The 21,190-nt window shown below is 69.8% G+C and carries 24 protein-coding genes; 16 read left to right on the forward strand and 8 right to left on the reverse strand.

What is annotated here, in order from left to right:
* Positions 1 to 138 precede the first annotated feature (138 nt).
* The 4 genes from BR39_RS26390 to rnhA all read left to right on the forward strand — a co-directional run bounded on the left by BR39_RS26390 (position 139) and on the right by rnhA (position 4,218).
* The gene (locus BR39_RS26390; protein WP_029908620.1) at positions 139 to 846 is read left to right on the forward strand and encodes a hypothetical protein; all 708 of its coding nucleotides are present in this window, start codon (positions 139 to 141) and stop codon (positions 844 to 846) included.
* On the forward strand, positions 843 to 2,684 hold the full coding sequence (locus BR39_RS0105735) for an arginine--tRNA ligase (RefSeq protein WP_029908622.1): 1,842 nt from the start codon (positions 843 to 845) through the stop codon (positions 2,682 to 2,684). Before BR39_RS26390 ends, BR39_RS0105735 begins: the two co-directional genes overlap by 4 nt.
* A 125-nt stretch (positions 2,685 to 2,809) precedes the next feature.
* The gene (gene thrB, locus BR39_RS0105740) at positions 2,810 to 3,772 is read left to right on the forward strand and encodes a homoserine kinase (RefSeq protein WP_029908623.1); all 963 of its coding nucleotides are present in this window, start codon (positions 2,810 to 2,812) and stop codon (positions 3,770 to 3,772) included.
* Entirely contained in the window at positions 3,769 to 4,218 is a 450-nt protein-coding gene (gene rnhA, locus BR39_RS0105745) for a ribonuclease HI (RefSeq protein ID WP_029908625.1), read from the forward strand. The genes thrB and rnhA overlap by 4 nt, the downstream gene beginning before the upstream one ends.
* 105 nt (positions 4,219 to 4,323) lie before the next feature.
* On the opposite strand, the gene BR39_RS0105750 is transcribed toward rnhA, so the two are convergent.
* Positions 4,324 to 4,743, reverse strand: coding sequence for a rhodanese-like domain-containing protein (locus tag BR39_RS0105750; RefSeq protein WP_029908628.1), 420 nt, complete (start codon positions 4,741 to 4,743; stop codon positions 4,324 to 4,326).
* Between the two features lie 85 nt (positions 4,744 to 4,828).
* On the opposite strand from BR39_RS0105750, the gene ftrA reads away from it, so the two are divergent.
* From ftrA to BR39_RS0105775, 5 genes are all read left to right on the forward strand, one after another.
* On the forward strand, positions 4,829 to 5,806 hold the full coding sequence (ftrA, locus tag BR39_RS0105755; protein WP_029908629.1) for a transcriptional regulator FtrA: 978 nt from the start codon (positions 4,829 to 4,831) through the stop codon (positions 5,804 to 5,806).
* A 74-nt stretch (positions 5,807 to 5,880) separates the two neighbouring features.
* Complete coding sequence (locus BR39_RS0105760) at positions 5,881 to 6,528, forward strand: hypothetical protein (RefSeq protein ID WP_029908631.1); 648 nt, start codon at positions 5,881 to 5,883, stop codon at positions 6,526 to 6,528.
* A 71-nt stretch (positions 6,529 to 6,599) separates the two neighbouring features.
* Complete coding sequence (locus tag BR39_RS0105765; protein ID WP_029908633.1) at positions 6,600 to 7,151, forward strand: RNA 2'-phosphotransferase; 552 nt, start codon at positions 6,600 to 6,602, stop codon at positions 7,149 to 7,151.
* 346 nt (positions 7,152 to 7,497) lie between these two features.
* Positions 7,498 to 8,427: a VOC family protein gene (locus BR39_RS0105770; protein WP_029908635.1), complete on the forward strand. Its 930-nt coding sequence runs from the start codon at positions 7,498 to 7,500 to the stop codon at positions 8,425 to 8,427.
* Between the two features lie 23 nt (positions 8,428 to 8,450).
* On the forward strand, positions 8,451 to 9,638 hold the full coding sequence (locus BR39_RS0105775; protein ID WP_051695217.1) for a Gfo/Idh/MocA family protein: 1,188 nt from the start codon (positions 8,451 to 8,453) through the stop codon (positions 9,636 to 9,638).
* Positions 9,639 to 9,725: 87 nt separating this feature from the next.
* Here BR39_RS0105775 and BR39_RS0105780 read toward each other — a convergent pair whose 3' ends face one another.
* Positions 9,726 to 10,337: a TetR/AcrR family transcriptional regulator gene (locus BR39_RS0105780; RefSeq protein ID WP_029908639.1), complete on the reverse strand. Its 612-nt coding sequence runs from the start codon at positions 10,335 to 10,337 to the stop codon at positions 9,726 to 9,728.
* A 175-nt stretch (positions 10,338 to 10,512) separates the two neighbouring features.
* On the opposite strand from BR39_RS0105780, the gene BR39_RS0105785 reads away from it, so the two are divergent.
* Complete coding sequence (locus tag BR39_RS0105785) at positions 10,513 to 11,850, forward strand: cytochrome P450 (RefSeq protein WP_029908640.1); 1,338 nt, start codon at positions 10,513 to 10,515, stop codon at positions 11,848 to 11,850.
* 800 nt (positions 11,851 to 12,650) lie between these two features.
* Here BR39_RS0105785 and gvpC read toward each other — a convergent pair.
* A complete protein-coding gene (gene gvpC, locus BR39_RS27425) occupies positions 12,651 to 12,737 on the reverse strand; it encodes a gas vesicle protein GvpC (protein ID WP_156035646.1) in 87 nt (28 codons plus the stop codon).
* A gap of 215 nt (positions 12,738 to 12,952) precedes the next feature.
* On the opposite strand from gvpC, the gene BR39_RS0105795 reads away from it, so the two are divergent.
* The 4 genes from BR39_RS0105795 to BR39_RS0105810 all read left to right on the forward strand — a co-directional run bounded on the left by BR39_RS0105795 (position 12,953) and on the right by BR39_RS0105810 (position 16,213).
* A complete protein-coding gene (locus BR39_RS0105795) occupies positions 12,953 to 13,963 on the forward strand; it encodes a phosphotransferase family protein (protein WP_029908642.1) in 1,011 nt (336 codons plus the stop codon).
* A complete protein-coding gene (locus tag BR39_RS0105800; RefSeq protein ID WP_029908643.1) occupies positions 13,963 to 14,394 on the forward strand; it encodes a hypothetical protein in 432 nt (143 codons plus the stop codon). The genes BR39_RS0105795 and BR39_RS0105800 overlap by 1 nt, the downstream gene beginning before the upstream one ends.
* 137 nt (positions 14,395 to 14,531) lie before the next feature.
* Complete coding sequence (locus tag BR39_RS0105805; RefSeq protein ID WP_029908644.1) at positions 14,532 to 15,455, forward strand: ABC transporter ATP-binding protein; 924 nt, start codon at positions 14,532 to 14,534, stop codon at positions 15,453 to 15,455.
* Positions 15,452 to 16,213, forward strand: a complete 762-nt coding sequence (locus BR39_RS0105810; protein ID WP_029908645.1) for an ABC transporter permease — start codon at positions 15,452 to 15,454, stop codon at positions 16,211 to 16,213. The genes BR39_RS0105805 and BR39_RS0105810 overlap by 4 nt, the downstream gene beginning before the upstream one ends.
* 103 nt (positions 16,214 to 16,316) lie before the next feature.
* Here BR39_RS0105810 and BR39_RS0105815 read toward each other — a convergent pair whose 3' ends face one another.
* The 3 genes from BR39_RS0105815 to BR39_RS0105825 are packed head-to-tail and all read right to left on the reverse strand — an operon-like array spanning position 16,317 to position 18,204.
* A complete protein-coding gene (locus BR39_RS0105815; RefSeq protein ID WP_029908646.1) occupies positions 16,317 to 16,769 on the reverse strand; it encodes an NfeD family protein in 453 nt (150 codons plus the stop codon).
* A 4-nt stretch (positions 16,770 to 16,773) separates the two neighbouring features.
* Entirely contained in the window at positions 16,774 to 17,730 is a 957-nt protein-coding gene (locus tag BR39_RS0105820) for an SPFH domain-containing protein (RefSeq protein ID WP_029908648.1), read from the reverse strand.
* Between the two features lie 48 nt (positions 17,731 to 17,778).
* A complete protein-coding gene (locus BR39_RS0105825) occupies positions 17,779 to 18,204 on the reverse strand; it encodes a TIGR02301 family protein (RefSeq protein ID WP_029908650.1) in 426 nt (141 codons plus the stop codon).
* Positions 18,205 to 18,363: 159 nt separating this feature from the next.
* Between BR39_RS0105825 and BR39_RS0105830 the strand changes: the two genes are divergently transcribed.
* A complete protein-coding gene (locus tag BR39_RS0105830) occupies positions 18,364 to 18,573 on the forward strand; it encodes a hypothetical protein (RefSeq protein WP_029908651.1) in 210 nt (69 codons plus the stop codon).
* Here the strand turns inward: BR39_RS0105830 and BR39_RS0105835 are convergent.
* Positions 18,570 to 19,118, reverse strand: a complete 549-nt coding sequence (locus BR39_RS0105835) for a hypothetical protein (protein ID WP_029908653.1) — start codon at positions 19,116 to 19,118, stop codon at positions 18,570 to 18,572. The genes BR39_RS0105830 and BR39_RS0105835 overlap by 4 nt on opposite strands.
* Positions 19,119 to 19,258: 140 nt before the next feature.
* Here BR39_RS0105835 and BR39_RS0105840 point away from each other — a divergent pair, with 140 nt between their 5' ends.
* Positions 19,259 to 20,011, forward strand: a complete 753-nt coding sequence (locus tag BR39_RS0105840; RefSeq protein ID WP_029908655.1) for a Crp/Fnr family transcriptional regulator — start codon at positions 19,259 to 19,261, stop codon at positions 20,009 to 20,011.
* A gap of 157 nt (positions 20,012 to 20,168) precedes the next feature.
* On the opposite strand, the gene BR39_RS0105845 is transcribed toward BR39_RS0105840, so the two are convergent.
* Positions 20,169 to 21,134, reverse strand: a complete 966-nt coding sequence (locus BR39_RS0105845) for a nitronate monooxygenase family protein (protein WP_029908657.1) — start codon at positions 21,132 to 21,134, stop codon at positions 20,169 to 20,171.
* Between the last annotated feature and the right edge of the window lie 56 nt (positions 21,135 to 21,190).

The raw sequence follows: 21,190 nt of genomic DNA on the forward strand, positions 1-21,190 counted from the left end.
CCGCCCCCTGGACGAAAAGTCCGCCGCATCCTGTTGAAACCTGCTGTACATTGCGACGTCACGCATATGCCTTTATCAGGCTCCATGACGCTGGCGGGGATTTCCCGCTCAAGCTTTCCTTCTCGAACCGGACGTTTCATGCGCCGCAACCTTTCCGTCGCCCTCAGCGCCCTGATGGCCCTCTCGATCGCCGCGACGGCGACGACCGTTCACGCCCAGCAGGGCGGGCGTCCCGGCGGCGGTCAAGGCGGCGACGACGACCAGGCCGCCAAGAAGAAGAAGCGCGACGACGAGTGGAACCAGCCCAAGGCCCCGCTGGCCCAGCTGCGCAACGCCGGCCCGTGCCCGTATGTGAAGGTGCTGTACGACGCCAGCCGCTATGTCGAGTTCAAGGACGGCAAGGAATCGGCCGCCCAGGCGATGTACACCGGCGAGATCCAGGGCCTGTCCTCGGGCTGCGCCTACAAGAGCAACGACCCGATCAAGATGCAGGTCCAGATGCTGTTCGAGATGGGGCGCGGTCCCCAGGCGACCAGCGACCAGAAGACCTATCGCTATTGGGTCGCGGTGACCGAGCGCAACAAGAGCGTCCTGGCCAAGGAATATTTCGACCTGCCGGTGAAGTTCGCGCCGGGCCAGGATCGCGTCTATGTGAACCAGACCCTGAACACCATCACCATCCCGCGGGCTGACGAAAAGGTCAGCGGCGGCAATTTCGAGGTCCTGATCGGCTTCGACGTGACCCCGGAAATGGCCGCCTTCAACCGTGACGGCAAGCGCTTCCGCGTCAACGCCGGCCAGACGCAGCAAGCCCAGACCCAAACCGGAAACACGCCCAAGCCATGAGTGATTTGAAGCGGTCCCTGAGCGAGGCGGCCGCGGCCGCCTTCCAGGCCGCCGGACTGTCCCCCGACTTCGGTCGCGTCACCGCGTCCGACCGGCCCGACCTGGCCGACTTCCAATGCAACGGGGCCCTGGCGGCCGCCAAGAGCGCCAAGCGCAATCCGCGCGAGATCGCCGTGCAGGTCGTCGACATCCTGAAGACCGACCCGCGCCTGGCCTCCGTCGAGATCGCCGGCGTCGGCTTCATCAACATGCGCGTCAGCGACGACGCCCTGGCCGCCCGCGCCAACGAGATCGCCGCCGACCCGCGCGCCGGGGCCGAGCCCCTGGCCAATCCGCGCCGGGTGCTGGTCGACTACGCCGGCCCGAACGTGGCCAAGCCGATGCACGTGGGCCACCTGCGCGCCTCGATCATCGGCGAGTCGGTCAAGCGCCTGTACCGCTTCCGCGGCGACGACGTGGTGGGCGACGCCCACTTCGGCGACTGGGGCTTCCAGATGGGCCTGCTGATCAGCGCCATCATGGAGGAGGACGCCTTCATCCGCGCCCTCCTCGAGCGCCTGGTCGAGGCCCCGCGCGGCTTCTCCAAGGCCGACGAGGAAAAGGTGATGGCCGAGTTCGCCCAGCGGGTGTCGCTGGAGGACCTGGACCGCATCTACCCCGCCGCCTCGGCGCGCCAGAAGGAAGATCCGGAGTTCAAGGAGCGGGCCCGCAAGGCCACCGCCGAACTGCAGAACGGCCGCTTCGGCTACCGCCTGCTGTGGCGTCACTTCGTCAACATCAGCCGCGTGGCCCTGGAGCGCGAATTCCACGCCCTGGGCGTCGACTTCGACCTGTGGAAGGGCGAGAGCGACGTGCAGGACCTGATCGCCCCGATGGTCCGCCAGCTGGAGGTCAAGGGCCTGCTGGTCGACGACCAGGGCGCCCGGATCGTCCGCGTGGCCCGCCCAGGCGAGACCAAGAAGAAGAAGCTGCCCGACGGTTCGGTGGTCGAGGTCGAGAGCCCCGACCCGCTGCTGGTCGTCTCGTCGGAAGGCTCGGCCATGTACGGCACGACCGACCTGGCCACGATCCTGGACCGCCGCAAGAGCTTCGACCCGCACCTGATCCTCTACGCCGTGGACCAGCGCCAGGCCGACCACTTCGAGCAGGTGTTCCGCGCCGCCTACCTGGCCGGCTACGCCGAGCCGGGCGGTCTGGAGCACATCGGCTTCGGCACCATGAACGGCAGCGACGGCAAGCCGTTCAAGACCCGCGCCGGCGGGGTGCTCAAGCTGCACGACCTGATCGAGATGGCCCGCGAGAAGGCCCGCGAGCGCCTGCGCGAAGCCGGCCTGGGCGCGGAGCTGTCGGACGAGGCCTTCGAGGACATCGCCCACAAGGTGGGCGTGGCGGCCCTGAAGTTCGCCGACCTGCAGAACTTCCGCGGCACGTCCTACGTCTTCGACCTGGACCGCTTCACCAGCTTCGAGGGCAAGACCGGCCCGTACCTGCTGTACCAGTCGGTGCGCATCAAGAGCATCCTGCGCAAGGCGGCCGAGCAGGGCCTGTCCTCGGGGGCGGTGATCGTCGGCGAGCAGGCCGAGCGCGACCTGACCCTGCTGCTGGACGCCTTCGAAGGCGCCCTGTCGGAGGCCTACGACAAGAAGGCCCCCAACTTCATCGCCGAGCACGCCTACAAGCTGGCCCAGACCTTCTCGAAGTTCTACGCCGCCTGCCCGATCCTCGGCGCCGACGACCCCGCCGTCCGGGCCTCGCGCCTGGCCCTGGCCGAAACGACGCTGAAGCAGCTGGAACTGGCCCTGAACCTGCTGGGCATCGACGCTCCGGAACGGATGTAAGATCCGCCGGGGCGCTCGAAGTCCTCGAGCGCCCCGGACGGACTTCAGCTTTTCTCGGGGACGACCGATGAAAAGCAGGCCTTCGCGCTCTTGACCGCCAGCGCCCGCTCCCGCATCCCCGCGCCATGGCCGTCTACACCGACATCACCGACGACGAACTCGCCGCCTTCCTGGCCGACTACGACCTGGGTCAGGCCGTGGCGTTCAAGGGCATCGCCGAGGGGGTGGAGAACTCCAACTTCCTGCTGGAGACCGAGACCGGCCGGTTCATCCTCACGGTCTACGAGCGGCGCGCCAAGCCGGAGGACCTGCCCTATTTCCTGGACCTGCTGACCTGGCTGGCCGACCGCGGCTATCCCAGCGCCAAGCCGATCGCCGACCATTCGGGCGCCACGCTGAAGACCGTCCGCGGCAAGCCCGCCGCCCTGGTCGAGTTCCTGCCCGGTCTGTCGGCCCGCCGTCCGACCGTCGCCCACTGCCGCGAGGCCGGCGAAGGCCTGGCCTGGCTGCACCTGGCCGGCGAGGGCTATCCGGCCCGCCGCGCCAACGACCTGGGCCAGCCGCACTGGGCCCCGCTGTTCTCCAAGCACCGCCAGGCCGCCGAGGGCCTCAAGCCCGGCCTGGCCGCGACCATCGACAAGGACCTGGCCGAGCTGGCCCTGTCGTGGCCGCGCGGCCTGCCGTCGGGCGTGATCCACGCCGACTATTTCCCGGACAACGTCTTCTTCAAGCCGGACGGCAAGTTCGCGGCGGCCATCGACTTCTACTTCGCCTGCGACGACGCCTTCGCCTACGACATCGCCGTGACCCTGAACGCCTGGTGCTTCGAGTCCGACGGCAGCTTCAACATCACCGCCGCCCGGGCCCTGATCGCCGGCTACGAGCGCCGCCGGCCGCTGAGCCCGGCCGAGCGCGACGCCATCCCGATCCTGGCGCGCGGCGCGGCCATGCGCTTCTTCCTGACCCGCCTGGCCGACTGGGGCGCGACCCCGGCCGGGGCCCTGGTCAAGCCGAAGGACCCGCTGGAATACGAGCGCAAGCTGGCCGTGCACCGCGAGGGCCTTTCCCTGTTCGGGGCCGGCGCGTGACCCCCAAGCTGGTGATCTATACCGACGGCGCCTGCCGCGGGAATCCCGGCCCCGGCGGCTGGGGCGCGCTCTTGATGTACGGCGACAAGAAGAAGGAAATCTGCGGCGGCGAGCTGGCGACCACCAACAACCGCATGGAGCTGATGGCCGCCATCCAGGCCCTGGAAGCGCTGAACAAGCCGACCAAGGCCGAGCTGCACACCGACAGCCAGTACGTGATGAAGGGCGTCACCCAGTGGATCCACGGCTGGAAGGCCAAGGGCTGGAAGACCGCCGACAAGAGCCCGGTCAAGAACGTCGACCTGTGGCAGCGCCTGGACGCCGCCCGGGCCCGCCATGAGGTCGACTGGCGCTGGGTCAAGGGCCACGCCGGCCACGTCCACAACGAACGCGCCGACGAACTGGCCCGGCTGGGCATGCTGAAGGCCCTGGGCGAGCGGGGCTAGCCCGGCCGGGGACACGTCCGGTCGGGGACATGCCCTTGGGCGTGTCCCCATCAGCATTCACGGAGCCAGGCGTTGGGGACACGCCGCGAGGGCGTGTCCCCGTCACTACGCCGCCAGCTTTCCCGGCTCCGCGCCGGTCGCGAAGGCCAGGCCCTCGTCCTCCCAGCCGGTGACGCCGCCGATCATCAGCTTCACGGGGCGGCCCAGGGTCGCCAGCTTCAGCGCGGCGCGGTCGGCGCCGTTGCAGTGCGGGCCGGCGCAATAGACCACGAACAGGGTGTCGGCCGGCCAGGCCGCCATGCGCGGGGCGTCGATCTCGGCGTGGCGCAGGTGGATCGCGCCCGGCACGTGGCGGCGGGCATAGGCCTCCGGCGAGCCCACCACGTGCAGCAGGACGAAGTCCTGTTCGCCGGCCTTCATGGCGGCGGCGACGTCGGAACAGTCGGTCTCCAGGGCGAGGCGGGCGGCGAAGTGGGCGGCGGCGACCGGGGACGCGGCGGCGGGGATGGCGGAAACAAAGCTCATGACGACCTCCTGGGTTGGCGAGGAAGACTTGCCCCAGCCGGCTCTCCGGCGTTAGCTGGCAGGATAGACATCGACCGTAAAGATCATGCCAAACGTCACCGCCCCCGCCGGGCCCGCCAACCGCCGCGTCGTCGCCCTGGCCTATGACGGCCTGTGCACCTTCGAGTTCGGGGTGGCGGTCGAGCTGTTCGGCCTGCCCCGGCCCGAGATGGGTCCGGACTGGTACGCCTTCGCCACGGCGGCGATCGAGCCGGGACCGCTGCGCGGCCTGGGCGGGGTGCAGGTGGTGGCCGACGGCGGGCTGGAGCTGGTCGAGCAGGCCGGCACGATCATCGCCCCCGGCTGGCGCGGCGCCGACACGCCCGTGCCCCGGCCGCTGATCGACGCGCTGCGGGTCGCCCATCGCAACGGGGCGCGGGTGATGTCGATCTGCTCGGGGGTGTTCGTGCTGGCGGCGGCCGGCCTGCTGGCGGGTCGGCGGGCCACCACCCACTGGCGCTATGTCGACAAGCTGCGCGACCTCTATCCCGACATCGATGTGCTGCCCGACGTGCTCTATGTCGACGAGGGCGACGTCATGACCTCGGCCGGCAGCGCCGCCGGCCTGGACCTGGGCCTGCACCTGGTGCGCCGCGACTTCGGGCCGGAAGCGGCCAACAGCGTGGCCCGGCGGCTGGTGATCCCGCCCCATCGCGACGGCGGCCAGGCCCAGTTCATCCAGCGGCCGGTGCCCGCCGCCCACGAGGCCTCGCGCCTGTCGCCGATCCTGGACCGCATGCGCGCCGACCTGGCCCGCGAGCACACGGTCAAGGCCCTGGCCGACGCGGCGGGCATGAGCCCCCGCACCTTCCTGCGCCGCTTCGAGGCCGCCACCGGCACGACGCCCGCCCGCTGGCTGCTGGCCGAACGCCTGGCCCGGGCCCGCGACCTGCTGGAGACCACCCCCTTCGGCGTCGAGCAGATCGCCCAGGCCGTCGGCTTCGGCGCCCCGGCCCTGCGACATCACTTCAGGAAGTCGCTGGCGACGACGCCCCAGGCCTACCGGGCCCGGTTCGGGGGTTAGGGCGGCGCACCCTTCCGCCGCCCCCGGCCCACGGCTAAGCTTGCCGCGCGAAGCGTATCGAGGGGTCGTTACCGATGAAGTTCTTGTTCCGGACCGTTCCGGTGGTCGCCGTCCTGGCCGGCGCCGCGCTGGCCGCCTGCGACCAGACCCCGCCGCCGGTCGAATTGACCGGCAAGGTCAAGGAGGTCGTCGATCGCACCAAGACCACCCAGGCGACCTACGCCGTCTACAATTGGAACGAGGAGTCACGCAGCGGAACCCCGGTCCTGGAATGGGGGGCGGAATTCCACTCGGGCGACAAGCATCGGGTGGAGACGCCGCGAGATCGCGTGATCGCCGACTGCAAGGCGCAAACCGGAGCGGCGCTGTCGTTGACCACGGGCAAGACGGTCGAAGGCCCCTTCGTGGCCCGCGCCGCCTGCGGCATCAACACCAACAAAGCCTTCCTGGCGATCGCCTGGCAGGGGCAGGTCAAGACGCCGTTCGGGACGGCCGACCATGTCCGCCTGGTCGATAAGGACGACATCCGCACCTACGACGTCACGCAGGCCGGCGTGATCGTGCGCTCGACCTACGCCCAGAACAGCCCCGAGGGCCGGCTCGGTCTGTCGTCGGAGGCGGTCAGCGTCCTCTCCGAACTGCCGGCTACGGACATGTTCGACAAGGCCTCGCTGGTCAGGAGCTATGTTCCAGACCGCTTCAAGACGGCGCCGAACCTCTAGGCGCGCTCCTCCATCTCCAGAGGCCCTGGACTCCATTGCCAAGCTTCGAGCGATCCCGGCATATCCGCGACATGAGTATCGACAAGACCACCGCCGTGGGGATTTCCAAGCTCCTGTCGTTCTGGCTGCGGCATCGCCCCGACGAGGGCGACCTGGTCCTGGACGGCGAAGGCTGGACGTCGGTCGAAGCCGTGCTGAAGGCGCTGGAGAAGGCCGGCCGGCCCGCCTCCCCGGAAGCCCTTCGGCACGTCGTGGACACCAGCGAGAAGAAGCGCTTCGAACTCTCCCCGGACGGCGCGCGCCTGCGGGCCCGGCAAGGCCATTCCGTCGAGGTGCAGGGCGATTGGGTCGCCGCGCCCCCGCCCGAGGTGCTGTTCCACGGCACGGTCGAGCGCTTCCTGCCCGCCATCCGCCAGGAGGGCTTGCGACCGATGGCGCGGCATCACGTCCACCTGTCGCCGGACATCGACACCGCGCGCCAGGTGGGCGGCCGGCGGGGCGACGCCGTCATCCTGCGGGTGCTGAGCGGCGAGATGGCGCGCGCCGGCCACGCGTTCTTCCGGACGGGGAACGGGGTCTGGCTGGCCGCGGCCGTGCCGCCGGAGTTCCTGGAAAACGCCTGAGCGGCGGCGGCCCAGACCGACACAACATCACCCGTCCGCAACGAACCGGCCGCGAAATGACCTTGGTCGCGCCGTTGCGAAGTCGGGTTCGGATCCCAATCTCTCTTTCGACGCGGACAACCCGGCTCCTCCCCCCGGCCGGCCCCAGCGTCCTGTAAGCGCAGCGCCCGTGCCCTCCCCCCTCGGCACGGGCGCTGTTTGCGTTCAGGGCCTGGCCAGACCTTTTCTTGGCAAGCCCGACCTTGGTCGGCGTCTGTTTTCCCTGGTAACGCTACCACGTCGCGCTATCCTGCGGCCCGACACCCTCGCCCGTCCCGAGAGCGGAGGGTCGCGCGGGAGTGAGACGATGATGCGAGCCCTGGCTTGCGCCCTGATCCTGCTGTCCGGCGGAACGCCCTGCGCGGCCCGGGCCGAGGCGGCCCGACCGCCCATCGTCTCGGTCTCGCACCTGGCGGTCCACGCGGCCGACCCGGCCAGGAGCGAGGCCTTCTACGTCAAGGGCCTGGGCGCGGTGAAGGGGCCCGATCCCGAGAACCCGGCCGGCGCGCGCTACTATTTCAGCCCGACCCAGTTCGTCGAGGTGCTGCCCCTGCCGCCGGGTCCGTCCCGGATCGACCGGCTGGACCACGCCGCCTTCAACACCCCCGATGCGGAAGGCCTGCGCCTGTACCTTGAGGCCAAGGGCGTGACCGTGCCGGCCAAGGTCGAGACCGGCGCAGACGGCGAGCGCTGGTTCGACGTGACCGATCCCGAGGGCGTGAAGGTCCAGTTCGTCCAGCCGCCGGCCAAGCCGCCCGCGATCGCGGTCAATCCGCTGTCCAGCCGGATCATCCACGTGGGCTTCATCGTCCACGACCGGGCCAAGGCCGACGCCTTCTATCGGGGCGTCCTGGGCTTCCGGCCCTACTGGTTCGGCGGCATGAGCGACGACAAGCCCAGCTGGGTGTCGCTGCAGGTTCCCGACGGTTCGGACTGGCTGGAATACATGCTGGTCGCCCCGCCAGACGGCCGGGGTCCGCCGCCCGGCATGAGCCAGGCCACGGCCGGGGTGCTGGACCACTTCTCGCTGGGCGTGCCCGACACGCGGCTGGCCTACACCCTACTGTGGAACGGCGACCGCCTGGAGGGCCAGAAGGAGACGCCCAAGATCGGCCGCGACGCCAAGTGGCAGCTGAACCTGTTCGACCCCGACGGCACGCGGGCCGAGATCATGGAGTTCCACGCCATCGGCAAGCCCTGCTGCTCGCCGTTCACCGCCGACGATCCGAAACCCTGACCGGCCAGCCGAAGGAGCCCTCCATGCCCAGCCGCCCTTCCCGACGCGATCTGATCGCCGCCGCCGGCGTCGCCGCCGCCCTCGCCCCGGCCGCCGCAAAGGCCCAAGCCCAGGAGCCCGCCATGCCCACCTCCGACAAGATCGGTTTCGCCATCGTGGGCCTGGGCAAGCTGAGCCTGAACCAGCTGATCCCGGCCCTGAAGATCGCCAAGGGGGCCAGGCTGGCCGCCGTGGTCAGCGGCCATCCGGAGAAGGCCAAACGAGTGGCCGCCGAGAACGGCCTGCCCGCAGACGCGGTCTACGGTTACGACGACTACGACCGCATCGCGAAGGACCCGCGCATCCAGGTCGTCTACATCGTGCTGCCCAATTCGATGCACGCCGAGCACACGATCAAGGCCTTCAAGGCCGGCAAGCACGTGCTGTGCGAGAAGCCGATGGCCACCACCCTCGCCGACGCCGAGGCGATGATCGCCGCCGCCAAGGCCGCCGACCGCCACCTGATGATCGCCTATCGCTGCCACTACGAGGCCCAGAACCTGGACGTCATGCGCCGCCTGCGGACGCGGTCGATGGGCAAGGTCCGGCAGATCAACACCACCATGGGCCGGCAGGCCGACCTCTCCGACCCGTCGGACGTCTGGCGGCTGGACGGCAAGATGTCGGGCGGCGGGGCCCTGGGCGACATGGGCGTCTACGGCGTCAACGCCGCCCGCTACCTGCTGAACGAGGAGCCGGTCGCGGTCCAGGCCTGGGCCCAGACCGACCGGTCCGATCCCCGGTTCAAGGAGACCGAGGACCTGATCAACTGGCAGTTCCGCTTCCCCTCGGGCGTGATCGCCAACGGCTCGACCTCGTTCGCCTACGCCCCGACCATGGCCTTCGAGGTGATCTGCGAGCAGGGCCGGCTGGTCGCCGACCCGGCCGCCTTCTACGGCGGCAACCGCCTGACCGTGGTCAAGGGCGGCCAAGCCCTGCCGCCGGTCCCCGCCCCCGCGGGCGACCAGTTCGCCCGCGAGATGGACTGGATGGCCGACGTGGTGCGCGGCAAGGCGCCGATGGTCTCGCCCGGCGAGGAAGGGCTGCAGGACATGCGGCTGATGCAGGCGATCCTGGAGTCGGCCGCCAAGGACGGGGCGACGGTGAAGACCGACTGGGGGTACAGGCGGGCGGTGGACCCGGCCGGAGTGGTGGACGTGGCGAAGGCTTGACCGACCGGGGACATGCGCTCGCGCGTGTCCCCAAATCTGGCAGTGCGTCTGGTGGGGACACGCCCAAGGGCATGTCCCCGGTCGGCGTTACGTCCCCCGCAGCAACCGCCACCAGCTCTGCGCCAGCTCGTCCAGCAACGGCTCCAGCGGCGCGGACGCCCGCTGCACCACCATCACGTAGGACAGCCGCTCGAACTGGACGAGCTGCATCAGCATCCGCGTGCGCGCCGCCGGCAGCTCTTCCGCCGAGAACCGGCCCAGATAGTTGGGCATGGCGTCGATGAACAGGTTGATGAAGCGCAGGTAGTCGTCGGCCAGGTCGGGGTCGGCGACATTGGCCTCGGTGGCCACGGCCAGCAGGTTGCGGCGTTCGTCGGTCTGCTCGGCCATGCCCTGGGCCAGCCAGGCGCGGACCTCTTCCAGGCTGGGGTCCGGGATCGCGTCCAGCGCCGCGAAGGTGGCCTGGATGTTGGGGACCAGCCGGTCGCCGATGGCGTTGGCCACGTCCTCCTTGTTGCGGAAGTGCAGATAGAAGGTGGCGCGGTTGGCGCCGGCCTCGGCGGCGATCTGCTCGATCGTCACGGCGCGAAAGCCTCTCCGACCAAAGAGCGCGACGGCGGCGTCGATCAGCCGCTCGCGGGTCAGCTGGCGCTGGGCCTCGCGCAGGCCGCCCGTCTTCTCCGCCGCCGCTCTCGCCAAACCGTCCTCCGTCGCGCCTAGGGCTGGGGACAGGCGCATGCGCCTGTCCCCTTCAGCAAACTGCCATGCGCCCGGATTCGACGCCAGTCGATTGACACGACACCTGTCGTCTGAACTACTCGATCCCAGCCACGCGGCGGAGCTCGCGGGCCGAAAAGGGAGGAAGCGCATGGCCATGCAGCTCGTCAGCGAGACCGCCATGGACGGGATCGAGGGGCCCGGCGCCCCCACCCTGTTCCCCACCCTCGACGGGGTGGACCTGTCCAACATCGAGCAATTCACCCGCGGCCAGCCCTATGGCGACTTCGCCAGGCTGCGGGCCCAGGCCCCGGTGATGTGGCATCCCGAGCCCTATGGCGGCCCGGGCTTCTGGGCGATCACCCGCCACGCCGACATCATGGCGGTCGAGGCCGATCCCCAGACCTTCTCGTCGCGCAAGGGCGGCATCCTGATGGCGCACGGCGATCCGCAGAAGCGCCACGCCCTGCTCTACCGCGCCTCGATGGACACCATGATCAACCTCGACGGCGCCGAGCACATGCAGCTGCGCCGCGAGCACATGCCCTACTTCACCCCGGCCTATCTGCGCGCCCTGACCGAGACCGTCCGGGCCGAGATCGGCCGGCTGCTGGACGAGATGGCGCCCCTGGGCCGCTGCGACCTGGTCGAGATGTTCTCGTCCAAGCTGCCGCTCTTCACCCTGTGCGAGATCCTGGGCGTGCCGGCCGAGGACCGCGGCAAGTTCCTGAAGTGGATGCACTATCTGGAGATGGCCCAGGACCTGGCCCTGAAGCAGGCCCTGGCCCCGATCACCCCGACGCTGGAACTCATGCAGTTCGTCCAGGACTTCAACACCAACGTCGAGGAGATGTTCGAGTACGGCCGCACCATGCTGCTCAAGCGGCGGGCCGATCCCCAGAACGACCTGATGAGCGCCATCGCCCGCGCCCAGGTGGACGGGACCCTGCTCAGCGACGAGTACCTGGACGGCTCGTGGCTGCTGATCGTCTTCGCCGGCAACGACACGACGCGGAACACCCTGTCGGGCACGATGAAGCTGCTGACCGAGTTCCCCGACCAGAAGGCCCGGCTGATCGCCGACCCGTCGCTGATGACCGGGGCGGTCAACGAGTTCATCCGCATGGTCAGCCCGGTGATCTACATGCGCCGCACGGCCACCCGCGACGCCGAGATCGCCGGCCAGGCCATCCGCGAGGGCGAGAAGGTGGTCATGTACTACGGCGCGGCCAACCGCGACGAGGCGGTGTTCGCCGACCCCGACCGGCTGGACATCACCCGGCCCAACGCCGACAAGCACATCGCCTTCGGCTACGGCCCGCACGTCTGCATCGGCAAGCGCGTGGCCCAGATCCAGCTGGAGGAAGCCTACCGCCAGATCCTGGGCCGCTTCCCCGACATCCGCTGGACCGGCGGGATCGACATCGCGCCCAACAACTTCGTCCACGCGATCAGCAAGCTGGAGGTCGAGTTCACCCCGGGCGGGCGGGCCTGAGCATGGCCCTGACGCGCGGGGACGATTATCCGATCCACCAGACGGCCGAGCCGGTGGCCTATGCCGGCACCGACCGCAATTTCTACGACCGCTACTTCTTCAACGGCTACGAGGCGACAGGCGACGGCGACGCGATGTTCGCCGCCGCCTTCGGGGTCTATCCGCACCTCAACGTCGCCGACGCCGCCTTCTGCTGGATGAAGGACGGCCGCCAGGTGAACCTGCACGCCAGCCGCTGGCTGGAGATGGAGCGGATGGACCTGTCGGTGGGGCCCATCGCCATCGAGGTGCTGGAGCCGCTGCGGCGCCTGCGGATCACGGTCGAGGCCCCCGACCAGGGGATCAGCGCCCAGATCACCTTCGAGGGCCGGTCGTTCCCGATCGAGGAGCCGCGCTTCACCCGCCGGATCGGGCCCCGCACCCTGTTGGACTACACCCGCCTGACCCAGAACGGCCGCTACGACGGCTGGATCGAGGTGGACGGCGTGCGTCACGACGTCTCCGGCTTCGTCGGCACCCGCGACCGCTCGTGGGGCGTGCGGCCGGTCGGGGCGCGCGATCCGCAGGAGATGGCCCCGCAGGTCCTGCCGCAGTTCTTCTGGCTGTGGACCCCGTGCGTCTTCCCCGACGGCGACCTCTTCTTCCACACCAATGACGACGAGCACGGCCGGGCCTGGAACCGGCGGGCGGTCTGGGCGCCGCTGGGCTCGGAACGCGACGGGGTCACCGACTTCGACACGGTCAGCTACTCCATCGGCTGGCGCTCCGGTACGCGACACGCCGACTTCGGCATGATCAGCCTAGGGGGCGGCAACGAGATCACGCTCGAGCCCCAGGCCGAGTTCTTCATGCTGGGCCTGGGCTACGGCCATCCGGTCTGGGGCCATGGGCTGAACCACGGCAGGCTGAAGGTCGAGCGCGAGGACCTGGTCCTGGCCGACCTGGACCGCACCCTCCCCTTCCACCTGCACGTCCAGGCCCTGTCAAAGGTGACCTGGCGGCGGCCGGACGGCGGCGCCAGCGTCGGGCGCGGGGTGTTCGAGCAGCTGGCCCTGGGCCCGCACACGCCCTCGGGCTTCAAGTCGATCCTGGACATGGCGCCATGAGCGGGCTGCAGGCCGGCCTCGAGGCCTACCTCACCGACCTGTGGGGCGCGCCGACCTCGGTGAGCAACCTGTCGCGCATCCCCGGCGGGGCCAGCCGCGAGACCTATCGCCTGGACGCCGACACCGGCGGGGTGACGCGCGGCATGATCCTGCGTCGCGACCCGCCGGGCAGCCTGATCGAGACCGACCGCCGGCTGGAGTTCCTGGCCTATCGCACCGTCCACGGCCACGTGCCCGTCCCCCAGGCCGTCGCCCTGGAGGAGGACGGCGGGCCGCTGGAGCGTCCGTTCTTCCTGATGGAGCGCATCGACGGCGGGACGGTGCCCTCGCCGTTCGTGTTCGATCCCTACGCCGAGCACGCCGCCGCCCTGGGCGCACAGTTCTTCACCACCCTGGGCAGGCTGGCCGCCCTGCCGCACGAAGGGACGCCGATCCGCGAGGTCGCCGAGGCCCCCGCGCCAGAGGACTGCTGGCGCATCGCCCTCGACCACTGGTCCGGCGTGATCGAGGCCGACGAGCAGCATCCGCAGCCGATCGTCCGCGCCGCCGTCCGCTGGCTCTATCGCCATCCGCCGCCGCCGGCCCAGCGGGTGTCGATCGTCCACGGCGACTACCGCACCGGCAACTTCATGCACGATGGGGCCGGGACGATCCTGGCGATCCTGGACTGGGAGATGGCCCATCTGGGTGACCCGATCGAGGACCTGGGCTGGGCCTTCGACCCGTTGTGGAACCACTTCGACGAGAACCGGGTCGCGGGCCTGGTCCCGCAGGCCGAGGCCATCGCCTTGTGGGAGGCGGCCAGCGGCCTGAAGGTCGATCCGAAGGCCCTGGCCTGGTGGTCGCTGTTCAACGCCGTGAAGGGTCAGGCGATCTGGACCTCGGCGGCCAAGGAGTATCGCGACGGCGGCTTCACCGACCCGATCCTGGCGATCTCCGGCTGGTACACCGCCCGGCGGCATGACGTGATCCTGGCCAGGCGCCTGGCCCAGCTGGAGGGGATCTGATGACCCCGGCCCTGCCCGACATCCTGCGCGGCAACTTCATGGCCCTGGCCATCCCCGGACCGCCCGAGCAGCAGGGCGAGTTCATGACCGGCCGCGTCGGGGTGATCGCCCTGCTCTCGCTGCTGGCCGCCCAGGAGGTGGAGCGCGGGACCCAGGCCCGGGTCTGGGAGAACGCGGCCATTTCCGCCGTGCTGGCCGAGGCGGCCGAGACCTACGGCGTCCAGTACGCCGAGATCGCCTCGACGGGCCCCGTTGACCTGTCGCTGGAGGCCCTGGACCGCGCCAACGCCGCCCTGCGCCGGGGGCTGATCGCCCTGCACGAGGCCGTAGAGGCGGCCGGCGACCTCCTGCGGCACAAGATGATCGTGGGGCTGTACGGCCAGATGGCCGAGCGACGGAACCTGGAGCTGCCGCCGTTGCCGGCGCGGTAAATTTTCCTCCCCCGTGGAACGGGGGAGGAGAAACTTCGGCTCATATCCCTCATGAGCCCTAGCCAAGTTCGCGCCTGCGCCCCATCTGCCACGCGCGGCTTCGCTCCGGGAGGGGGCGGACGCAGCCCAGGAATCCCATGGCGATCATTTCCGTTTCCGGTCTGACCAAGACCTATGCTTCCGGCCATCAGGCCCTGAAGACCGTCGATCTCGAGATTCGGAAGGGCGAGATCTTCGCTCTCCTGGGTCCCAACGGGGCCGGCAAGACCACGCTGATCAGCATCATCTGCGGCATCGTCAATCCCAGCACCGGCGTCGTCACGGCCGACGGCCACGACGTGGTCAAGGACTACCGGGCCGCCCGGACCAAGATCGGCCTGGTGCCCCAGGAGCTGAACACCGACGCCTTCGAGACCGTCTGGGCCACCACCCGGTTCAGCCGCGGCCTGTTCGGCAAGCCCCGCGACGACGCCCATATCGAGAAGGTCCTGCGCGACCTGTCGCTGTGGGACAAGAAGGACGCCAAGATCATGACGCTGTCGGGCGGCATGAAGCGGCGGGTGATGATCGCCAAGGCCCTGAGCCACGAGCCGACCATCCTGTTCCTGGACGAGCCCACCGCCGGCGTCGACGTCGAGCTGCGCCGCGACATGTGGGAGATGGTCCGCAAGCTGCGCGAGAGCGGCGTCACCATCATCCTGACCACCCACTACATCGAGGAGGCCGAGGAGATGGCCGACCGGATCGGGGTGATCAGCAAGGGCGAGATCATCCTGGTCGAGGACAAGGACGTGCTCATGCGCAAGCTGGGCAAGAAGCAGCTGACCCTGCAGCTGCAGAGCCCGCTCACGGCCGTGCCCGCCAAGCTGTCGGACTACGCGCTGGAGCTGGCCGCCGACGGCCACGAGCTGATCTACACCTTCGACGCCCAGGCCGAGGAGACCGGCATCGCCGGCCTGCTGCGCCGGCTTTCGGAGGAAGGCGTCGACTTCAAGGACCTGCACACCAGCCAATCCTCGCTGGAAGAGATCTTCGTCAGCCTGGTGAGGGACGCGAAATGAACATCCACGCCATCCAGTCCATCTACCGCTTCGAGATGGCCCGCTGGTTCCGCACCCTGGCCCAGAGCGTGATCTCGCCGGTGCTGTCGACCAGCCTCTATTTCGTGGTGTTCGGCTCGGCCATCGGCTCGCGCATGCAGGCCATCGACGGGGTCAGCTACGCGGCCTTCATCATCCCCGGCCTGATCATGCTGTCGCTGCTGGGCGAGAGCATCTCCAACGCCTCGTTCGGCATCTACATGCCCAAGTGGGCCGGCACCATCTACGAGCTGCTGTCGGCGCCCGTCTCCTGGATCGAGACGGTGATCGGCTATGTCGGCGCGGCGGCGACCAAGTCGGTGTGCCTGGGCCTGCTGATCCTGGCCACGGCCCGGGTCTTCGTGCCCTACGAGATCGCCCACCCGTTCTGGATGCTGGGCTTCCTGGTGCTGACGGCGGTGACCTTCAGCCTGTTCGGCTTCGTGATCGGGGTCTGGGCCACCGACTTCCAGAAGCTGCAGATCGTGCCGATGCTGGTGGTCACGCCCCTGACCTTCCTGGGCGGCAGCTTCTATTCGATCAGCATGCTGCCGCCGATCTGGCAGAAGATCACCCTGTTCAACCCGGTGGTCTATCTGGTCAGCGGCTTCCGCTGGAGCTTCTACGGCGTGTCGGACCTGAACCCGATCGTCAGCTTCGGCGCCACCCTGTGCTTCCTGGCCGCCTGCCTGACGGCGGTGTGGGCGGTGTTCAAGACGGGGTACCGGCTGAAGGTCTAGGACGACGAGAAACTGACCGGGGACATGCCCTTGTGGCGTGTCCCCAAGTTTCGCACGGAGCCTAGTCTTGGGGACACGCCGCAAGGGCATGTCCCCATCCGGTTCACCGCACCGTCAGCACCGCGCCCTCGACGGCCACGACCTGCACCTTCTGGCCCGCCGCCGGCGCCACGCCTTCGGGGGCCACGGCGGCCCATTCCTTGCCGTCGACGAACACCCGGCCCTTGCCGTTGGCGAAGCCGTCCAGCGCCTCGCCGTCGCGGCCGACCAGGCGCAGCGACGGGTCGTTGAGGTCGGGATTGCCGGCGTCCAGCACCGGCCGCAGGAACCGCCGGGCCAGATAGGTGGTGGCGATGGTCAGCACCGCGAACAGGCCCAACTCCACCGGCAGGCCCGGCTGGACCGCCAGGGTCAGCAGGCCCACCAGCAGGGCGCTGGCGGCCGGCCACAGCAGCCAGCCGGTGCCGGTGGCCACCTCGACGGCCAGGAACACGGCCCCGACCGCCAACCACACCCAGAACGGATGCGTCGCGTAGAACAGCATCAGGCCGTGCATGGCGTCAGCCTCCGCGCTTGGGCGTCGGCGGCACGGCCGGGCGCGCCCCGCCGTCGTCGCCGCCCAGCGTCTTGATCAGCTGGGCCACGCCGGCCACCGAGCCGGTCAGGCCGGCGAAGTCGGCCGGGACGATGACCGTCTTCTGCTGCGGGCTCTTGGCCAGTTCGGCGAAGGCCTCCACGTACTTCTGGGCGATGAAGTAGTTGATGGCGTTGACGTCGCCCTTGGAGATGGCCTCCGACACGAAGGCCGTCGCCTTGGCTTCGGCCTCGGCTTCCCGTTCGCGGGCCTCGGCGTCGCGGAAGGCGGCTTCGCGGCGCCCCTCGGCCTGCAGGATGGCCGACTGCTTCTGGCCCTCGGCGCGGGCGATCTGGGCCTGCTTCTCGCCCTCGGCTTCGGTGATCACGGCGCGGCGCTCGCGCTCGGCCTTCATCTGGCGGGCCATGGCGTTGGTGATGTCGGCCGGCGGCGTCAGGTCCTTGATCTCGATCCGCGCCACCTTCACGCCCCAGGGGCCGGTGGCGTGGTCGATGGTCGACAGCAGGCGGGTGTTGATCGCGTCGCGCTGGCTGAGCACCTCGTCCAGCTCCATCGAGCCGACCACGGTGCGCAGGTTGGTCTGGGCCAGCTGGGTGATGGCGTACATCAGGTTGTCGACTCGGTAGGCGGCTTGCGAGGCGTCCATCACCTGGATGAAGACGATGGCGTCGACCTTCACCGACACGTTGTCCTTGGTGATGACCTCCTGCTGAGGCACGTCCAGCACCTGCTCCATCATGTTCACGCGCCGGCCGATGCTCTCGACGAACGGGGTCAGGATGCTGATGCCCGGCTTGAGGGTGCGGGTGTAGCGGCCGAACCGCTCGACGGTGAACTCGCGCCCCTGGGGCACGATCTTGATGACGTTCACGACCAGGAAGATCGCCAGCGCCACGAGCACCAGCGGAACCAGATAAGACAGCACTTCAAGAGCCTCCCACAACCATTGGAAGGCAGCCTAGCGCCTGGCTCAGTTCTCCGCCACGGAATCCGGCGCCGCTTGGTCGGGCGAGGCGCGGGTCACCATCGACTTGGACAGCTTGGCGGCCAGGGCCTGGCCCTTGCGGGCCACCTGCTGCTCGGCCTCGCGGCTGGCCTCGTCGCACTGCGGGAACTGGCCCTGGCGGGCGGCGAAGCCGGTGTTGAACCGCTCGCGCAGCTGGGCGTCGAAGGCCTGGTCGGCCTTCTCCACCTCGGTCAGCCGGACCATGCGCGAGCGCCAGTACTGGTCGCCGCCGCCCTCGCAGACCTGCCGCAGGGCGTGGCTTTCGCCCAGGGTGAAGGCCAGGTCCAGCAAGGATTGCCGCTCGGTCGGCCCCCGGTCCTGGGCGACGGCGGCCCCGCCTCCGAACAGGACGGCGCAGGCGAGCAAGGCGTTGAGCGGCAGGCGTTTCATGGCCGGCACTATCTCCGCTGGCCGCGCCGTTGTCACGGTTCCGCGCGCCTCACGCGAACCGTGCGGATGCACAAAAAGACTCGAACAGGCCTTGCGATGGCCACGGATCGGAGCGACCCTGTGGATAACGTGGGGAACAACACGCGCAGGGAGGCCGACATGGCTGAAGTGCATTACGGCGTGGTTCGCGTCGGAGAAACCTGGGCCATCATCGGCGACCAGCTGAGGGTGGGCGCCTACGCCACCCGCCGCCAGGCCGAGACCGCCGCCCGCCGCCTGGCCGAACAGGTCACCGGCGTGGGCCTGCCGGTCCGCATGCACCTGCAGGACGACCTGGGTCAGTTGCACCAGCCGACCCTGCTGAGCTAGGCCGCCTCCACGTCCCCATCGCCATCCCCGCCGTACAGGAAGCCCCGCACGGCCCTCCAGACCTGCACCAGCGAGGCCGCGAAGCCGATCACCGAGGCCACGACCTGGAACAGCGCCCACACGGCCGTGGCCAGCGGGCTCTCGGTGAACAGCGAGACCAGCGGATAGATGATCTGGCTGACGGCGATCCGGAAGCCGGCATAGGCGGTGGAATATTCGATCACCGCCCCGCCGATGGCCGCCACGACCAGCACCGCCAGGACCGGAGCCCACAGCAGCGGCAGGACCAGCAGCAGGCCCAGGGCCGTGACCAGGCTCTTGGTCGCCAGGCCAGCCCGCGACAGCGCCGTGGCGCCGACCCCGTAGGCCATGGCCGCGCCCAGCAGGACGAAGGCGGTCGGCAGGATCCAGTCGGCCACGTCCACCAGGTCCAGCCCCGCCACCAGGCTGGCGCCGGCGGCGATGATCAGCGCCAGCAGGAAGCCGCCCAGCCACAGGGCGCTGTACTGGCCGAGGCGATGTCGGATGACGGCGCGGTCCCGCATGTCGTCTCTCCCCCAAGAGCACTGAGTTAACCAAGCGTCGCCGGACGGTGACTCGGAACCCGGCCGGCGTCGACAGGAAACTGATCGCCGCGTCGCGCGCTATCGTCTCGACGAGCTTGACTGGCCTCCAGGAGGCGACCATGGCCGACACCGCCGAAATGGCTGTCGCGAATACGATCCCCCCGCCGGGCTGCGCGGGCAACCGCCTGCTGGCCGCCCTGCGCCCCCATGACCTGGCGCTGCTGGCGCCGTACCTGTCGCCGATGACCCTGGCCGTCGGCCAGACCCTGTTCGAGGCCGGCGAGGACGTCGTGACGACGGTCCTGCCCTGCTATTCGACCATGGCCTCGCTGCTGGTCGTCACCCGTGACGGCGACGAGATCGAGGTCGCCTCGATCGGCCGCGAGGGCGCGGTCGGCGGCATCGTCAGCGCCGGCTTCAAGCCCGCCTACGGCCGGGCCGTGGTCCGCATCCCAGGCGCGGCCCTGGGCATCCCGACCAACCGGCTGGAGGAGGCCAAGCTGCGCTCGCCGGCCCTGGCCGACCTGTTCGCCCGCTACGCCGACGTGCTGCTGGCCCAGATGATGCAGTCCTCGGCCTGCAACGCGTTGCACAGCATCGACCAGCGCATGTGCCGCTGGCTGCTGTCGACCCACGACCGGGCCAACGACGCCACCATCCGCCTGACCCAGGAGACCCTGGCCGACATGCTGGGCGTCCAGCGCACCACGGTCACCGCCGTGGCCAAGGCCCTGCAGGACGAGGGCCTGATCCGCACCGGACGGGGCCGGATCGAGATCCTCGACCAGCCGAGACTGGAGCGCCGGGCCTGCGAATGCCACGCCCAGGTCGAGGCGCACTTCCAGCGGATGCTGCCCGAGGTGAAGGTCTGAGGGGTTTCGGCGGCGAACACCTGCCCCCTACGGATCGCTTCGCGATCGTCTTTCCCCGCAGGGGGAAGAGCTTTCAGCGAACGCGGCGCAAAGGCTCCGCCCCCTACGGGGGCGGACAGACCGCGTAGCGGTCAGGTGGGGGCAAGTGGGTGAGCCACTACCCTTTCAACCCAGCCACCCGCCCGATCGCCGCCTCGGCCTCTTCCATGATCCGCCGCACGATCTCGCCCGCCGGCAGCACCTCGCGCACGCCCCCGGCGCTCTGGCCCATGGCGAAGCACGAGCGGTCCGGGTCCAGCCCTTCGATCTGGCCGCCGATGCCGCCCATGGCCCCGGCCTGGATCGAGGCGATGGCCTGCTGCGGGAAGGGCAGGATGTCGGCGGGGCGGGACTCCCAGTCCTCGACCCAGGCGTTCTTGCGCACCCGCATCGGCTTGCCGGAATAGGAGCGGGTGCGGACGGTGTCTTCCTCGGACGCCTCGACCACCGCCTGGCGATAGAGATCGCCCGCATGGGCCTCGGCCGAGGCGATGAAGCGGGTGCCCATCCAGACGCCCTGGGCGCCCAAGGCCAGGGCGGCGGCCAGGCCGCGCCCGTCGAACAGGCCGCCGGCCGCCACCACCGGGATGTCGACCGCGTCCACCGCCTGGGCCACCAGCGGCAGGGTGCCGACCAGGCCGGTGTGGCCGCCGCCCTCGCCGCCCTGGCAGATCACCGCGTCGCAGCCGGCGGCCTGCGCCTTCACCGCGTGCTTGACCGCCCCGCACACGACCATGACCTTCAGCCCCGCCCCCTTCAGCTTCTCGATGATCGGCAGGGGCACGCCCAGGCCCGCGACGAAGGACGAGGCCCCGCCCTCGATGATCGCGTCGACCGAGGCGGTCAGGGCGTCGGGCGTGGCGGCCAGCAGGTCGACGCCGAACGGCTTGTCGGTCAGGTCGCGGACCTGGGCCATCTGCAGGCGGATGAAGTCGGGACTGGTGCCGGCCATGCCCAGCACGCCGTAGCCGCCGGCGTTGGACACGGCCGCGGCCAGCTGGGCGTACGAGACCCCGCCCATGCCGGCCAGCAGGATCGGATGCTCGACGCCGAGCAGGTCGCACAGCGGGGTGTGCAGGGTCATGGGGGTCTCCTCCCGGGCTTTTGGGGCCGGATTTTCGGGGAGGATGGGCGCTTCTG

This window comes from Caulobacter sp. UNC358MFTsu5.1, from assembly GCF_000712075.1.
GTDB lineage: Bacteria > Pseudomonadota > Alphaproteobacteria > Caulobacterales > Caulobacteraceae > Caulobacter.

What these genes read in the sequence shown, in the direction of transcription:
- BR39_RS0105795 (WP_029908642.1), top strand. Translation starts at nt 12,953, where the DNA reads ATGAGCGGGCTGCAGGCCGGCCTCGAGGCCTACCTCACCGACCTGTGG.
- BR39_RS0105835 (WP_029908653.1), bottom strand. Translation starts at nt 19,118, where the DNA reads ATGCGGGACCGCGCCGTCATCCGACATCGCCTCGGCCAGTACAGCGCC.
- BR39_RS0105765 (WP_029908633.1), top strand. Translation starts at nt 6,600, where the DNA reads ATGAGTATCGACAAGACCACCGCCGTGGGGATTTCCAAGCTCCTGTCG.
- BR39_RS26390 (WP_029908620.1), top strand. Translation starts at nt 139, where the DNA reads ATGCGCCGCAACCTTTCCGTCGCCCTCAGCGCCCTGATGGCCCTCTCG.
- BR39_RS0105785 (WP_029908640.1), top strand. Translation starts at nt 10,513, where the DNA reads ATGCAGCTCGTCAGCGAGACCGCCATGGACGGGATCGAGGGGCCCGGC.
- BR39_RS0105770 (WP_029908635.1), top strand. Translation starts at nt 7,498, where the DNA reads ATGATGCGAGCCCTGGCTTGCGCCCTGATCCTGCTGTCCGGCGGAACG.
- ftrA (WP_029908629.1), top strand. Translation starts at nt 4,829, where the DNA reads ATGCCAAACGTCACCGCCCCCGCCGGGCCCGCCAACCGCCGCGTCGTC.
- BR39_RS0105735 (WP_029908622.1), top strand. Translation starts at nt 843, where the DNA reads ATGAGTGATTTGAAGCGGTCCCTGAGCGAGGCGGCCGCGGCCGCCTTC.
- BR39_RS0105845 (WP_029908657.1), bottom strand. Translation starts at nt 21,134, where the DNA reads ATGACCCTGCACACCCCGCTGTGCGACCTGCTCGGCGTCGAGCATCCG.
- thrB (WP_029908623.1), top strand. Translation starts at nt 2,810, where the DNA reads ATGGCCGTCTACACCGACATCACCGACGACGAACTCGCCGCCTTCCTG.
- BR39_RS0105840 (WP_029908655.1), top strand. Translation starts at nt 19,259, where the DNA reads ATGGCCGACACCGCCGAAATGGCTGTCGCGAATACGATCCCCCCGCCG.
- BR39_RS0105805 (WP_029908644.1), top strand. Translation starts at nt 14,532, where the DNA reads ATGGCGATCATTTCCGTTTCCGGTCTGACCAAGACCTATGCTTCCGGC.
- BR39_RS0105810 (WP_029908645.1), top strand. Translation starts at nt 15,452, where the DNA reads ATGAACATCCACGCCATCCAGTCCATCTACCGCTTCGAGATGGCCCGC.
- BR39_RS0105815 (WP_029908646.1), bottom strand. Translation starts at nt 16,769, where the DNA reads ATGCACGGCCTGATGCTGTTCTACGCGACGCATCCGTTCTGGGTGTGG.
- BR39_RS0105775 (WP_051695217.1), top strand. Translation starts at nt 8,451, where the DNA reads ATGCCCAGCCGCCCTTCCCGACGCGATCTGATCGCCGCCGCCGGCGTC.
- BR39_RS0105825 (WP_029908650.1), bottom strand. Translation starts at nt 18,204, where the DNA reads ATGAAACGCCTGCCGCTCAACGCCTTGCTCGCCTGCGCCGTCCTGTTC.
- gvpC (WP_156035646.1), bottom strand. Translation starts at nt 12,737, where the DNA reads ATGGCCCCAGACCGGATGGCCGTAGCCCAGGCCCAGCATGAAGAACTC.
- BR39_RS0105760 (WP_029908631.1), top strand. Translation starts at nt 5,881, where the DNA reads ATGAAGTTCTTGTTCCGGACCGTTCCGGTGGTCGCCGTCCTGGCCGGC.
- BR39_RS0105800 (WP_029908643.1), top strand. Translation starts at nt 13,963, where the DNA reads ATGACCCCGGCCCTGCCCGACATCCTGCGCGGCAACTTCATGGCCCTG.
- BR39_RS0105750 (WP_029908628.1), bottom strand. Translation starts at nt 4,743, where the DNA reads ATGAGCTTTGTTTCCGCCATCCCCGCCGCCGCGTCCCCGGTCGCCGCC.
- BR39_RS0105830 (WP_029908651.1), top strand. Translation starts at nt 18,364, where the DNA reads ATGGCTGAAGTGCATTACGGCGTGGTTCGCGTCGGAGAAACCTGGGCC.